At 44.7% G+C, this 13,535-nt stretch carries 15 protein-coding genes and 1 other annotated feature; of the genes, 4 read left to right on the plus strand and 11 right to left on the minus strand.

Translation table 11 applies throughout. From position 1 onward, the window contains the following. Positions 1–63: 63 nt before the first annotated feature. The gene (locus tag A5877_RS03265; protein WP_016613534.1) at positions 64–435 is read right to left on the minus strand and encodes a MarR family winged helix-turn-helix transcriptional regulator; all 372 of its coding nucleotides are present in this window, start codon (positions 433–435) and stop codon (positions 64–66) included. A gap of 321 nt (positions 436–756) precedes the next feature. Between A5877_RS03265 and A5877_RS03270 the strand changes: the two genes are divergently transcribed. Continuing rightward, positions 757–1,416, plus strand: a complete 660-nt coding sequence (locus A5877_RS03270) for a hypothetical protein (protein WP_086316370.1) — start codon at positions 757–759, stop codon at positions 1,414–1,416. 43 nt (positions 1,417–1,459) lie between these two features. Here A5877_RS03270 and A5877_RS03275 read toward each other — a convergent pair whose 3' ends face one another. From A5877_RS03275 to A5877_RS03320, 10 genes are all read right to left on the minus strand, one after another. Further along, positions 1,460–2,836: a TrkH family potassium uptake protein gene (locus A5877_RS03275; RefSeq protein WP_016613536.1), complete on the minus strand. Its 1,377-nt coding sequence runs from the start codon at positions 2,834–2,836 to the stop codon at positions 1,460–1,462. Between the two features lie 77 nt (positions 2,837–2,913). Next, positions 2,914–3,543 carry a V-type ATP synthase subunit D gene (locus tag A5877_RS03280; RefSeq protein ID WP_008378868.1) on the minus strand — a complete coding sequence of 210 codons (630 nt, stop codon included), beginning with the start codon at positions 3,541–3,543 and terminating at the stop codon, positions 2,914–2,916. Beyond that, a complete protein-coding gene (locus A5877_RS03285) occupies positions 3,524–4,921 on the minus strand; it encodes a V-type ATP synthase subunit B (RefSeq protein ID WP_086316371.1) in 1,398 nt (465 codons plus the stop codon). Before A5877_RS03285 ends, A5877_RS03280 begins: the two co-directional genes overlap by 20 nt. After that, complete coding sequence (locus tag A5877_RS03290) at positions 4,905–6,692, minus strand: V-type ATP synthase subunit A (protein WP_086316372.1); 1,788 nt, start codon at positions 6,690–6,692, stop codon at positions 4,905–4,907. Before A5877_RS03290 ends, A5877_RS03285 begins: the two co-directional genes overlap by 17 nt. Before the next feature lie 15 nt (positions 6,693–6,707). Beyond that, positions 6,708–7,016: a V-type ATP synthase subunit F gene (locus A5877_RS03295; protein WP_005225570.1), complete on the minus strand. Its 309-nt coding sequence runs from the start codon at positions 7,014–7,016 to the stop codon at positions 6,708–6,710. After that, complete coding sequence (locus A5877_RS03300; RefSeq protein WP_086316373.1) at positions 7,006–7,992, minus strand: V-type ATPase subunit; 987 nt, start codon at positions 7,990–7,992, stop codon at positions 7,006–7,008. The genes A5877_RS03295 and A5877_RS03300 overlap by 11 nt, the downstream gene beginning before the upstream one ends. A gap of 3 nt (positions 7,993–7,995) precedes the next feature. Further along, positions 7,996–8,580, minus strand: coding sequence for a hypothetical protein (locus A5877_RS03305; RefSeq protein ID WP_086316374.1), 585 nt, complete (start codon positions 8,578–8,580; stop codon positions 7,996–7,998). 13 nt (positions 8,581–8,593) lie between these two features. Continuing rightward, positions 8,594–9,064, minus strand: coding sequence for a V-type ATP synthase subunit K (locus tag A5877_RS03310; protein WP_005225567.1), 471 nt, complete (start codon positions 9,062–9,064; stop codon positions 8,594–8,596). Beyond that, entirely contained in the window at positions 9,061–11,022 is a 1,962-nt protein-coding gene (locus tag A5877_RS03315; protein WP_086316375.1) for a V-type ATP synthase subunit I, read from the minus strand. The genes A5877_RS03310 and A5877_RS03315 overlap by 4 nt, the downstream gene beginning before the upstream one ends. Next, positions 11,000–11,332: a hypothetical protein gene (locus A5877_RS03320; RefSeq protein ID WP_008378883.1), complete on the minus strand. Its 333-nt coding sequence runs from the start codon at positions 11,330–11,332 to the stop codon at positions 11,000–11,002. The genes A5877_RS03315 and A5877_RS03320 overlap by 23 nt, the downstream gene beginning before the upstream one ends. A 112-nt stretch (positions 11,333–11,444) precedes the next feature. After that, positions 11,445–11,498: a sequence feature (sodium ion sensor (DUF1646 type); this cis-regulatory element may regulate processes involved in with the transportation of sodium ions), on the minus strand. Between the two features lie 720 nt (positions 11,499–12,218). Here A5877_RS03320 and A5877_RS03325 point away from each other — a divergent pair. From A5877_RS03325 to A5877_RS03335, 3 genes are read left to right on the plus strand one after another with little or no spacing between them, the layout of a single operon-like run. Further along, complete coding sequence (locus A5877_RS03325; RefSeq protein ID WP_008378885.1) at positions 12,219–12,431, plus strand: hypothetical protein; 213 nt, start codon at positions 12,219–12,221, stop codon at positions 12,429–12,431. Positions 12,432–12,455: 24 nt separating this feature from the next. Further along, positions 12,456–12,983, plus strand: coding sequence for a GNAT family N-acetyltransferase (locus tag A5877_RS03330; RefSeq protein ID WP_086316376.1), 528 nt, complete (start codon positions 12,456–12,458; stop codon positions 12,981–12,983). A 57-nt stretch (positions 12,984–13,040) separates the two neighbouring features. Next, entirely contained in the window at positions 13,041–13,526 is a 486-nt protein-coding gene (locus tag A5877_RS03335; protein ID WP_086316377.1) for a tetratricopeptide repeat protein, read from the plus strand. The last annotated feature ends 9 nt before the right edge of the window (positions 13,527–13,535 follow it).

Raw genomic sequence — 13,535 nt, forward strand, 5'->3', positions numbered from 1 at the left:
AAATATACATGCACATGCATCTATATTACAAAAGAATCAAGGAGAAAACAAGTGAAAACATCTTTAGTCTAGCATTTCCTCTAAGACTTTTTCAAAAACGACTTTTGAGCGCTGCAGTTTCTTTTCCCCTGATTGGGTCAAATCAATATAGATCCCCCGCTTATCCTCTTGACAAGAATGCCGTTCGATCACACCACACAGGTTGTCTTCCATGCGCATGATCATGCGTGACATCGCACTTTGACTCAAATCAAAATGGGCGATCAAATCGTTGAGGCGCATGCTATGATTGGGGGTCTTTTCTAAGTAATAAAGCACGTAATACTCATTCAAAGACAGATTGCTTTCTGCTTTGAGGGCTTGTTCCAAGCGAGCTTCGATCGCTTGATGCTGATTCGTGAAGGCTAACCATTGGCCCATCCGTTCTTTTTCCATCCTCTTCACCACCCCATTCTCTTATACCAAGGTATTTTAATCTAGATCCCTGCGTTACGCAAGCCGCCAGAAAGCTTCGCCACTATGGCTGAAACTTTATTATACAAAACTAGCCAGCTGCTGCGGACGTTAATGAATATTTTATGATAGAATTGACGAAAAATTCAGCAAAAACTTCCTATTCTTTTTCAGTGTTCTGGATTACAATATCTTTAACATTAAAGAATATTTAAACGCTATGTCAGCAAAATTGTGCATTCCGACACAATAGTTTGCTTGTTTTAGATGCTTTAGTATTCTAAGGAAAGGATGAAGTAAACAATGAAAAAAACATTTTCTTTGATTGGCACACTGACGCTCGTCAGTTTGGGGCTTTTGACAGGCTGTAACAACGAAAAAGATACCGCGCAATCAACAAGCGAGCTAAGTCAGAGTCGTGTGTCTACTGAAAGCAAACAAAGCACGACGGCGCAAACGACTGAAAGCAGCTCCTTAGCGTCAAGCTCCACTTCAAAAACTTCAACCACAAGCCAGCAATCGACGGATCACTCTGACGCAACGCAAACAACAGCAAGCTCAGTATCCACCAATGAGTTTCCATATGCCGTTGATCTTTCCCAATATGGCCCTTCACTGACTTTTTATTTCCATGGCGTCAATGTACCAGATGCTGTCACGATTCAAAATACGAGCCCATTGATCATTTCGATCGGCGACAGCGCAAGCTATGAAGCACAAGTCGATACGATCGCAACAAAAGAGATTCGCGTGTTTTCTGCGAAAAACAATGAGATTCGCACAGTAAAAGTGAACACTCAGTTGACCTTTTCGAAAGGGATCACTTCCAATGGAAATCCTGATTTTAACCAAAACCTGTACCTATTTACAAATAAAGAGGGTGGTCTATCTTTAATCACACCAAATTATGCGGGGAATGTCAGCGATGACCAACGAGATGTGATGTTAGAAGTACTTCAATAAACGAAAAACAGGGAAACGAAGCGTGCTTCGTTTCCCTGTTTCGTTACCCGATCATCACGGTTTCATCAGGATATTTGTAGCCGGCTTCTTGTTTGTTGGCTTTTTTCATCAGTGAAAAAGCAACGGTCATGATGCCAACTCGACCAATGAACATCAAAAAAATGATCAATAGTTTGCCAAAAACCGACAAGTAAGGCGTCAACCCCATGGTCAACCCCACGGTTCCAAAAGCGGAAAAAACTTCAAAGGCAATGGTTGGTAATCCAAAGTTTGGGTTTTGTGGCATACGCTCAGTGATCGACAATAAGAAAATCGCTACGAAGCATAACGTCAAGGTAAGGAAGAACAACGTAAAGGCACGCGATACAGCAGATTCTTTGATCGTGCGACCGAACACTTCCGCTCGACTGCGCCCTTTCAATAAACTGCGGATCTTGATGATCAAGACTGCAAACGTCGTTGTCTTCAATCCCCCAGCCGTTGATCCCGAGGTCCCGCCGATATACATTAAAATCATCGTCAGCATCAAGCCTGCTTGACTCATTTGTCCGTAATCAATACTGAAAAATCCCGCGGTTCTTGGGGTGACCGCTAAGAAGAGGTATTGGAAAAAACGTTCGATGACCGAGTCACCCGTGATCAACTGTGAATTGGCTTCGGTCAAAAAGAACCCTGCCGTTCCAAAAACCACCAAAACGATCATAGCGATCCATGCCAAGCGGCTATGCAGGGACCGTTTTTTGGACGCCGTATGCAGGAGATCGAACCAAACGAGAAACCCAAGACCGCCGGCAATGATCAAGAAACTGATAATCCCCAGCACAAACGGGTCATTTTGAAACCCTACCATGCTGTTTCCGAACAAATCAAACCCAGCATTACAAAAGGCCGAGATCGCATGAAAAACACTGTACCAAAGGCCTTGCTCCCAACCAAAACGGGGCACGAATGCAAAAGCCAGCAAGATAATCCCGCTGACTTGGATCAAAAAGGCGATCCGAATCAGGTACCATGCCAAATGGATCTCTCCAGACATCCGATCCAGATTCAATGATTCCCGCAAAATCATCCTGGTACTAAGATGGACTCTTTTTCTCGCCAAGATGTAAAAGAAGACGGGAATCGACATGAAGCCGATCCCACCGATCTCAATCAACATCAGCAAGACCCCTTGGCCCCAGAGATTGTAATGGTCGGCTACTGTCAAGGTCGAAAGACCCGTCACGCAAACAGCCGATGTGGCAGTAAACAGTGCATCTAAAAAGTTGGTACCTTCACCACTTTGGGTGACAGCCGGCAGCATCAGTAAGCCAGTTCCTGCCAATATCAACAAAACGAAGACCAGTGTGACGATCTGCGGAATCAAAAAGCGTTGCGATGCCAGCTTTTTTTTCAAACGATTTCTTTTTTTCATTTTCATTTCCTTTGACCTTTTGCAAAAACCAATGGCTTGGTAATCCTAGTTTATTGCAGTTGTTTTTCACTTATCATACCATTTTATTTTGATTTATTCTTCACTTTGATCATTCTTGTTACGTTTGCTCGTTCATTTTCTTCCAGCCGCATTTTGATTCCATAAATGGCTTCTTCCAGCTCGGGAATCGTCAAATATTCTAGGGCATTGACGCGTCGGCGAGTACGTTCGATTTCCCCTGCCATCAATTGACAGGTCTTTTCGATTTCCGTTAGCTCCAACAGCTTCGGCATGGCGTCGGTAAAACGGGCGACCGCATTATCTAACGGAACATTGGAATTCAAAAAGCCATATTCGATCGGCGCTTGCATCACCGTATCGTCATAATCAAAATGCATCACTGGCACTTCCACACTCATGATATTTTTCGTGGATAACTCAAGGGAGACCTCAGTTGCTGGTAAAATAAACATTTCTTCAATGTATTTTTCATTGATCGTGGCATTGGCTAAGCGAAATGCCTTCATGGCACGCTGCAATTGTTCTTCTACTTCTTTACGCAAGTGGTCATTCTTTTTGATCAATTCAATAAATTGACGCATGAGTTCGTCTTGTTTGTCTTTTAATAATTTATGTCCGCGTTTGGCTGTCGCCAATTGTTTGCTGAGGCGCGACAACTCCATGCGGGTTGGATTAACGGTTTTTTGCGCCATTGTTCTCCTCTCCCGGTAAGTATTCCGCCAGTAAGGCATCGCTGATCCGCTTCAGTTCGACTTTTGGCAGCATCGCCAACAAGTCCCACCCTAATTCCAAGGTTTCGATAATCGAACGGTTAGTGCGGTACCCTTGGTTCAAGTATTCATTTTCGAAGCGTTCCGCAAATTTGGCATAGGTTTTATCTACTTCCGACAATGCCGATTCTCCTAAAACGACTGCCAATTCCTTGGCTTGCTTTCCTTGAGCATACGCAGAAAACAACTGGTTCATCGTTGCGGCATGGTCTTTACGTGTCTTGCCTTCGCCGGTCCCTTTATCTTTTAACCGTGACAATGACGGCAAGACATCGATGGGCGGCTGGATGCCGTTTTTATACAAATCACGAGACAAGATGATTTGTCCTTCGGTGATATAGCCGGTCAAATCGGGAATCGGATGGGTTTTGTCATCTTCTGGCATGGTCAAAATCGGCAGCTGGGTCACTGAACCTTTCAAGCCGCGAATCCGTCCAGCACGTTCATATAACGTGGATAGATTGGTATATAGATACCCAGGATAGCCGCGACGTCCTGGCACTTCACGACGAGCAGAGGAGATCTCCCGCAAAGCTTCACAGTAGTTGGTCATATCCGTCATGATCACCAAGACATGCATGCCCTTTTCATAAGCCAAGTATTCGGCTGCCGTCAGTGCCATTCGGGGAGTAGCGATCCGCTCGATCGCTGGATCATTGGCTAGATTCATAAAGACGACAGAATGGTCGATGGCGACAGTTTGACGAAAATCTTCCATGAAATATTCTGCTTCTTCAAAGGTGATCCCGATGCCAGCAAACACAACAGCGAAATCGTCTTCTGAATTCAGCACTTGTGCTTGACGCGCAATTTGCGAAGCCAATTCTTTATGAGGCAGACCAGAACCAGAAAAAATCGGTAGCTTTTGTCCCCGAACGAGCGTATTCAAGTGGTCGATCGATGAGATCCCCGTTTGAATAAACTCATCAGGATAATCCCGTGCTGCTGGATTGATCACTTCGCCGTTGATGTCCATAAATTTTTCTGGGACGATCTCTACTCCGCCATCTTTGACCCGACCTAAGCCGTCAAAGACTCGCCCGATCATTTGCTCGGAAACGCCTAATTCCAAAGGATGTCCTAAAAAGCGGACCGCAGATTCCCGCAAATTGATCCCGCCGGTTCCTTCAAAAATTTGGACCAACGCTTTGTCTTCTTGGATCTCAAGTACTTGTCCTTGCCGCGTTTCGCCGTTTTGCATGCGGACTTCGATCAACTCTTCGTATTTGACACCGGAGACGCGATCGACGGCCATCAATGGTCCGACGACTTCTCCAATCGTTTTATATTCCTTGATCATCAGTGCGGTCTCCTTTCTGTAAAATTTCTTTCATCGTTGCTTTGATCTCTTGATGCAAAGCAGGAATTTTTGCTAATTCTGCTTCAGGCAGGTACTTCATACGTGCCACTTTATCTCGCAATTCTTCGGTTCCTGCATAGATTTCTGAAAGATACGCACCTAGTGTCAACGCATCTTCCGCTTCTTTGTGGAGCAGCAAGATCGTTTCCAGCATTTTGAACTGCTTTTCACGAGAGGTAAACGTATCGACGTCGTCAAAAGCGTTTTGCTGCAAGAAATCTTCTCGCAATGATTTGGTGGTTTCCAGCAATAACTGATCTTTTTCGGACAAAGCGTCGATGCCGACAAGTCGAACGATCTCTGACAACTCAGATTCTTTTTGCAGCATCCGCATGGCTTCTGTTACTTGTTTGGACCAATCTACTTGCATTTGTTGGTCCAAAAAGGCACCCAATTCGTTTTCGTATAATGAATAGCTCTTCAACCAATCGATCGATGGAAAATGACGCTTTTGCGCTAAAGTGGCATCTAAGCCCCAAAAGACTTTTACGACCCGCAACGTATTTTGGGTAACTGGTTCTGAAATATCGCCGCCTGATGGTGAAACGGCGCTGATGGCAGTGATACTGCCTTCTTGATCAGAACCTAAGCAAATCGCTTTTCCAGAACGCTCATAATACTCTGCCAAGCGGCTGCCTAAGTAAGCTGGATACCCTTCATCCCCAGGCATTTCTTCCAGACGACCAGACATTTCTCGCAGTGCTTCTGCCCAACGTGAGGTGGAATCCGCCATGATCGCCACGGAATACCCCATGTCTCGGAAGTATTCCGCAATCGTGATCCCAGTATAAATCGACGCTTCCCGAGCGGCTACCGGCATATTGGAGGTGTTAGCGATCAACACGGTTCTCGCCATTAAAGATTCACCACTACGAGGGTCGATCAACTCTGGAAACTCGTTCATTACATCGGTCATTTCATTGCCGCGTTCGCCGCAGCCGACATAGACGACCAGATCGACATCCGCCCATTTGGCGATTTGGTGCTGAACGACAGTTTTCCCTGCACCAAAAGGTCCTGGAACGGCTGACGCCCCGCCCTTAGCGATTGGAAAGAAGGTGTCGATCACTCGCTGGCCAGTAATCATTGGTTCGACTGGATTCAGTTTTTGCTTTACTGGACGGCTATGACGAACGGGCCATTTTTGCAGCATCGTGAAAGACCGTTCTCCTTTGGGTGTATCTAAAACATAAATCGTTTCATCGATCGTAAATTCCCCCGCATAAACAGCCTTGACTGTTCCTGAAACGCCATGAGGAACCATGATCTTGTGATTGATCAACGGTGTTTCTTGCACGGTGCCGATGACCATCCCGGTACTGACTACTTCGCCGACTTCGACTGTCGGTACAAAGGGCCACTTTTTCTCATGATCCAACGCAGGCAATTGCACCCCACGCGTCAAGAAGTTGCTTTGGGTGACAGACATGAAGGTTTCTAAGGGACGTTGGATGCCATCAAACATTTGTGACATGATCCCAGGCGCCAATTCGACGGATAGCGGTTCACCGGTGGTTTCGACTGGTTCACCAGGTCCGATCCCAGACGTTTCTTCATAGACTTGGATCGAAGCGACGTCGCCGCGCATTTCGATGATCTCACCGACCACGCCTAAATCTCCTACATAACAGATATCTTCTAAACTTGCATGGCCCATATTTTTGGCTAACACCAATGGACCAGATACTTTAATAATTGTTCCTTTGTCCACAACATCGGCTCCTCTCTATAGTATGTTTTGTCCAACTGCTTTTTCGACATTTTCTTGAATCATTCGCTTGCCGATTCCTCGGGAACCATCATAATCAGGAATCAAGATGACTGCAGGTGTCATTTTTTGTTGGACTTTTGCTAATTCATCGGGAATCAGCTCGGCACATTTTTCAGTCAGGTAGATGATCGTACTGTTCTTCATTAATTTTGCCAGCGCCTGCTTCACTTCTTTTTCTTCCGAGGCATAGCAGACCTGAAAGCCAAATAGTTGAAAAGGAATGACGGATTCTTTCTCGCCGATTACGCCGATTTTATGAGTCATAGTGCCGCATCCTTTCTCTGAGTTGTTCTTCCGTAAAGCCACTGCGTTTGCCTACTAGCAAGATACGCAGATTTTGCAGTTCCAAAACCTTAGCATTCAAAAATGCCAGTAAAGGCAGTCGTCCTAAAGCATCCGTTTGGGCTTGGCCATAGCTTTCTGTGATCAAATTGTCTTGTAAAAGTGCCAAGCCAGCAAAGTCGATCACCTGTTCATGAATCAAAGGCCGTAACACTTCCTGGTAATCACTTTCTAATAAGAAGGCTAAAAAGTCACTATAGGACGCATCCGCAAACGCTAAAAATTCTTCTTTCGGGATACTGCCGACACTCACTAAGACTGCCTCCATAAAACTGCGCGAACGTTTTTGAAGTACACAACGAGCGGCAATCGTTATATTGGTCAGATCGATCATCTTGATGACAGCTTCTTGTAGCTCAGGGATCTTGATTTCATCTGCCAGTCGCCGTTGTTCATGTAAATACCGGCGATCGTAAATGATGTCGATGCCTTGCAGCACGGCGCCACCTTCTAAGTACTCCCGCACCTCTTGGATCGTAGTCACGATTTTCTCAGGCAATACCTCTGAGGTTCCCGTTTTGATGGCGGTCCGACACTCATCGATCGTGTAAAAACCATCTTCGATCAGTAGATGATCATAATCTTTTCCAGTGACTGACTCTTTGGTCAAGACTTTTAGATTATGGAAAGTAAAAGGCATCATATACAGTCGGAGGATCTCTTGATCAGGAACCAACTCGGCCAATTCTTTGATCGTCTTTAACAATTCTTCATCGAGATAGGTTTCGAATCGTTCATGAAAATCTGGCTTCAAATAGCGTTGATAATGGGTCTGCTGCAAGACAGCTTCGACTTCAGCAAACCCTTTTGCCGCAATCATTTGTTCGACTTCTTGCGGCTTTAGCAACGTCATCTCTTTCAGCCGAATGATTGGATTCAATTGATGATAATTCCTCATGGATCAACCTCCTTGTTGTATGATCTGCAACCACCGTTCTCGGGTTTCTTTCTTGTATTCATCAAGCAATACCTGATAGGTAAAATTGTATTGAATGCCGTTGTCATCCACCAAAAAGCCTGCTTCTGTCAATGGTGCGCCGGCTTTGATTTGATACGGCAGTTTTGATTGATAAGACGTAAGCCAAGCGGCATCTAGATGGGCTGCTTGCTCAGGACCAGAGTGGAAGGTCACCGTCCCACTGATCGGCAACTGCTGCAGCACATTTTCAGCAAATGACTGCAGCTCTTCTGGCGTCCAGGCAACCATTTGTTGATACGCTTGCTCAAAAAGTTGTGTCAGGTATTCGTTTTGTTTCACCATTTGCTGCTGCTTAGCGGCACTTGCTTGGCGATTCAGGGCTTGCTGATAATGTTTTTCGGCTTGCTTTTTTGCTTGCTGGGCACGAAGCTGCAAGTCCGACTCTTTTTTCGCCCAGTCACGTGCCATCGTTTCACTGATCCTAGCACGTTCAGCGGCAGCCAAACGTTCCCGTTTTGTCTGCGCTTCTTGGTCTAGTTCAGCAATCATTTTGTCGATTGCGTCCATATCTTCGCCCCCTTTAAATCGTTCCTAAAAGTAAGAAAGAAATAACAAAACCTAAGATGGCATACATCTCAACCATTACTGAGAACATGACCCCTTTAAAGAAATGCTCTGGTTTCTTCGCTAAAATTTGAATCCCAGCTGCAGCGACCTTCCCTTGGGCCATTCCTGAGAATAAGCCAGTAAAGGCAACTGGCAGCGAGGCCATCAAATACGCCATACCAGTCACTGTCGACATTTCACCACTTAAGCTACCATAGATCATAAACGCAATAACGAATCCGTATAGCCCTTGCGTTCCGGGAAGTAATTGTAAAATCAAGGCTTGTCCAAACTTCTCCGGCTGATTCGTCGTTAAGGCTGCCGCTGCTTCACCAGTTTGGCCCACCCCTTTGGCTGAACCGATCCCAGAAAAGATCGTAGCGATCCCCATTCCGATAATTGCAAACACCATACCACCATTATTATTAATTAAGTAATCAATCATTTATTGTCTCCTCCATTTTCTTTATCAAAATCAACGTATTTCTCACTTGGCTTGAAGGTTTCAAATTGGCGCCCCCCACCAGTGAAAAATTTTCCGAAAAACTCTACATATTGTAAACGTGCGGCATGCACATATGCACTCAGTAACGATAAAAAGATGTTTAAAGCTTGTAGAACAACCAATAAGAGAATGCCTACAGAAAAACGAGCGGCTGGCGTCAAGTAGCCCACCAATAAGTTGAAAGCTGCTGCGATACTCCCACCGGAGATCCCTAATGCCATCAAGCGGCTGTAGCTGACAAAGTCGCCGATGTAACTGGTCACACCGTACAAGTCATACAACCCAAAAAAGAAGCCGCCCACTTTGGTTTTCCCTTTCAGAATCGGTACCACGATGATCAATAAGGCACTAAAGCCTGCTAAAATCAAGCCGACGGTTGTTAGTGCTGGGACATCGATCAAAAGATTGCCTGCGGCTGCCACTAAAAGACCACTCAAAAGTCCTAGCCACGCAAAGCCATCGTTGACTGCACCTAAAAGATCCTTTTTGCGGATATGTTCTTTGGCTGCTAAATAAAGGCCTGTAAACAGTTGGATCCCACCAAAAATCATGGATAGACCAAAGATCGCCATAAAATCTTCGGAAGGTGATAAAAGTTGGAAGGGCAATGTAGCGCCAAAGAAAGAGCCGTAGACTGCGCCCCAAATCATAGTTGGCACGGACAAAATCTGGAACAATTTCAGAAACCGTTTGGTCCCTTTGGGCAAACGCATGGCGTGCAGCCCGATCGTGGTCGCTACAGCCATTAATGCACCATAACCTAAGTCAGCCACCATCATACCAAAGAAAACATAGTAAAAGGGCGTCATCCATGGGGTTGGATCGATCTCATCGTATTTTGGCAGGCTATACATCTCCGTCAACATTTCAAAGGGTTGAATAAACGAGGCGTTTTTTAGCTTCGTTGGCACTTGATTAGCAGCGATCTCCTCTGAAGTGGGTTCTTCAAACGAATAGTAAATCTCGTTGGCAAAGGATTCTTGGACCATTTCCGCCACTAACGGTTGATCCTTTTCTGCGATCCAGCCGCGCAAGAGGGCAAAGGTCTGACCAGCTGCTAAGCGCTGTTGCATCATTGCCCGATTCTCACGAGTCAAAAACAGTTCTTCCGCTTGCTGTAACAGGATCAGCCGTTGTTTGTGCTGACTGATTTCTGTAATCAGTTCTTTGCGCTGCTGGGTCAAGGAAGTCAACGCTTGTTTCGCGTTTTGCAAAACCACTTTTGGTGATTCGGATGTTAGACCGGTTTCTTTCTTCACCCCATATCGGTGAAACAATTGGAACACTTGCTCTTCGATCGCTGCTAAAAATAGGCAGCTGAAATTGACTTTTTTTGGCTCAGAATAGATCACTTCGATATGAACCTCTTCCAATTGTCGCAAGGCTTCAGCTAGATCTTCCCAGCGTGGGCCTTCGACACGCCCAGCAAAAAAACTTGTATGAGCAGGTGCTTCGATCTCCAACGGCACGTCAAGATTTTGCCACTGTGTCGCCCATTCTTCCGTCTGCGTCGCTGCTTCGATCGCTTCGATCGTCTCTACCCAGCGCTCTTGCAACTTCTCGACTTCAACCAGCTCCGTCAATGCTGCTGCTTCATCGAAGCTTGTTTCAAAGTCCGACAGCCGCAAGGCATCTCGTTGCCATTCTATGCCTTTTTTCGCATCACCATTTTGGCGAATAAAGCGGATTGCTTCTTGCAGTCGACGAATCATTGGTTGGTGAGAAGCACCTTCTGGGGTGGCTCCTGCAAAAAATTCCCGTAGCCAAGTTTCGTTCGCTTCCTGCTCAAATACGTTCTCGATTTCAACAAACTGCATCGTTTGCAGCTTCGTCAATACCCTTTCTTGGTAGTGCTTCGGGGTGATCAACGTTAGTTTATTTAGTTTGGTTACTGCCATAAGTTCCGATCACTCCTTCAACGATCTGTTGAACCGCTTGCTCTTGGAAGCTTTGCATATTTTTTTGGTAACGATCTAACACTTGCTGGGTCTCTTTTGCCAGCTGCTGCTTTTGTGCTTCTAGTGACTGTTGCAACTGGTCTTCGACTGTTGCTTGTTCCTGAGCAAGGGCTTCTTCCAAAGCGGAAGCCCGCTCTTGCAATGCTTGTTGCTGCTGCGCTTCTTCCGACTGCAGTTCTTTTTTCAAAGCGAGCAATTGCTGTTCATTGGCTTCTTCTGCTTCTCGTAAACGAGTCAAAGCTTCTCTCATCGATTTCCCTCCCATAGTGATTTATATTCTCAACTGAAAAATAAACAAAAAAAGCATACCTCACGAAGAAGTATGCTGATAACAAAAAAAAGGCCAGCATTCCTCCAAGAATGTTTGCCTCACCCCTTGGCAAACCTGATCCTTGAAGCATAAAAAATGCTCAACCTTTGTCTATTTTATTTTTCAATTCCTGAACTATTATAGCAAAAAAAAATGTTTCCTTCAAGTAGAATCGTTTTTTATGAGAAAAAGACGATTTCTACTATTGTATGTTCGCTCGTAATTCCACTGCTCTTGGCTGTCCGAATAACCATTACTATTCGTTCAGTCTCTTGGGGACTTTTCACCTAACATTTGTCAGTGATCGGATTGTTCTTACTAAATTGAAATCGGTCAAAATCAATTTAAGCCTTAGAATGGTCTGAATGAAGAACGTTGAGATTTTTTGAAAATGCTAGACATCATTTGATTGGTACCAAAAAGGAGATAACAATTCCAACAACCCGTTCGATCCCTGACAAATCTTAAGTGAGAAGTTCGCTTATTTCGCTTCTCTTTTTATCGATGGCAGCGGTTGGCCCTTTTCTTCACAAATGAAATAACCGCCTCGGTAAAGGCATGTATAAATCTTACCGGGCTCCATTGTTAGGGGAAGCCCATTTTTTAAATACATCGGTTTTCTTTCCATTGAGCTCACCTTGTCTTTCGTGGGATAATAAGTCAAAATAAAAAACAACAGCTATTTCTAATCTTATCTTCAAGATTACCAAAAAATAAACTAATTTTCTAGTTTTTAATCAAAATATCGCAACTATATTGAATATTTTATAAAAATATGGATATTTATCCGAGAGCGTGTGTAAAGAATGAACAGGAGGAAAAAAGGATGTCAGATGAACGTTGGTTTCAAATAAGAAGAAAGCGAAACATCGAATTAGGAATTTGTTTGCTCGTCGTCCTGCCGATGGTCTATGGCTTGTGGTTTCAACTGGCTTTTTTGATCCATTACATGTCGTTTTTGTTTCTGGTTGCTGTCTTTACTGCAATCTACGAAGGAATTCGTTGTATCTGGGCTTTCATTAGAAAAAAACGATCTTGAGAAAGCTTTGCTCTGCTATAATAAATGAAACGAGCAGAGAGGAGTGCTTCTATGAAACGAATCATTATGGCTTGTGACTTACAACATACCCCCAAAGCTTTACAAGAATCCGCCCTTTCTTTTGACCCCTTTATCCCGGATTCTCGAAGTGTCGCAGAACTTTTTTATTCGGCCTATCATGAAACGACGGATGACGAAGGGGAATCGATTGCTGACTGGCAAAGAGAGCTGAGAGAGACTGCTGACGGAAAATACGGTCCCTTGAGTCCAGAGCTTTCTTTTCAGTTGCAAATGGATAATTATCCTATCGGTGCCGTAGTAACCAGCACGTTTCAAGAGCTTCCCCTGCTATTATTTGTTGTTATGAGCGCAGCCTTTAAAGGCAAAGGCTTATCCAAACTAATGATGAATGAAGTGATCCAACGAGCAAAAGCCATGGGACTCACTCACCTTTATCTGGTAGTGACGGTTGAAAATCAGCCAGCCTACAAGCTGTATGAAGCATGCGGTTTTTCCTTTGCAGGTGAAAGCTGGGCTGATCTTTCCACTTAGCTAGGCTCGCAAGTTATCCGTGTCATTTTCTACTATTTGAAAAGGAGCTTCGAACCAATGAATGAACGACTAGCTGCTGCGATCCAACTGCGGGCTGAAAAAAAGCTGCAACAATCAAATGAACAATTGATTCAATTAGCTGCCGAAAATCCCCAAGATGCCTTTGTCCACTACCAAACGGCTTGGAGTTATGATCTTTTAGGGGAAGAACAACAGGCAATTCCTTATTATGAACAAGCAATCGCGTTAGGTTTATCAGAAAACGACTTGCCAGATGCCTACCTAGGTCTAGGCAGCACCTATCGTGCCCTCGGCAAGTATCAAAAAGCCGAAGAAGTGTTTTTACACGCGATGCAGCTGTTTCCAAAAAATCATGCTTTGCAAACCTTCTATGCCATGACACTGTTTAATCTAGCCGAGTATGAGCAAGCCGCTGAACGATTATTGACCCTGCTTGCCGAAACCTCTAGCGATCCAGACATCCAGTCTTACCGACAGGCACTTTTGTTTTATGCGGATAAACTCAATGAGACATGGGGTTAGATGTTTCCG

This window comes from Enterococcus sp. 3C7_DIV0644 (assembly GCF_002141235.1).
In the GTDB taxonomy this organism is placed as follows: Bacteria; Bacillota; Bacilli; order Lactobacillales; family Enterococcaceae; genus Enterococcus_D; species Enterococcus_D entomosocium.

Coding starts and splice junctions, on each gene's coding strand:
- A5877_RS03265 (WP_016613534.1), bottom strand. CDS start 435: ATGGAAAAAGAACGGATGGGCCAATGGTTAGCCTTCACGAATCAGCAT.
- A5877_RS03270 (WP_086316370.1), top strand. CDS start 757: ATGAAAAAAACATTTTCTTTGATTGGCACACTGACGCTCGTCAGTTTG.
- A5877_RS03275 (WP_016613536.1), bottom strand. CDS start 2,836: ATGAAAATGAAAAAAAGAAATCGTTTGAAAAAAAAGCTGGCATCGCAA.
- A5877_RS03280 (WP_008378868.1), bottom strand. CDS start 3,543: ATGGCGCAAAAAACCGTTAATCCAACCCGCATGGAGTTGTCGCGCCTC.
- A5877_RS03285 (WP_086316371.1), bottom strand. CDS start 4,921: ATGATCAAGGAATATAAAACGATTGGAGAAGTCGTCGGACCATTGATG.
- A5877_RS03295 (WP_005225570.1), bottom strand. CDS start 7,016: ATGACTCATAAAATCGGCGTAATCGGCGAGAAAGAATCCGTCATTCCT.
- A5877_RS03300 (WP_086316373.1), bottom strand. CDS start 7,992: ATGAGGAATTATCATCAATTGAATCCAATCATTCGGCTGAAAGAGATG.
- A5877_RS03305 (WP_086316374.1), bottom strand. CDS start 8,580: ATGGACGCAATCGACAAAATGATTGCTGAACTAGACCAAGAAGCGCAG.
- A5877_RS03310 (WP_005225567.1), bottom strand. CDS start 9,064: ATGATTGATTACTTAATTAATAATAATGGTGGTATGGTGTTTGCAATT.
- A5877_RS03315 (WP_086316375.1), bottom strand. CDS start 11,022: ATGGCAGTAACCAAACTAAATAAACTAACGTTGATCACCCCGAAGCAC.
- A5877_RS03320 (WP_008378883.1), bottom strand. CDS start 11,332: ATGAGAGAAGCTTTGACTCGTTTACGAGAAGCAGAAGAAGCCAATGAA.
- A5877_RS03325 (WP_008378885.1), top strand. CDS start 12,219: ATGTCAGATGAACGTTGGTTTCAAATAAGAAGAAAGCGAAACATCGAA.
- A5877_RS03330 (WP_086316376.1), top strand. CDS start 12,456: ATGAAACGAGCAGAGAGGAGTGCTTCTATGAAACGAATCATTATGGCT.
- A5877_RS03335 (WP_086316377.1), top strand. CDS start 13,041: ATGAATGAACGACTAGCTGCTGCGATCCAACTGCGGGCTGAAAAAAAG.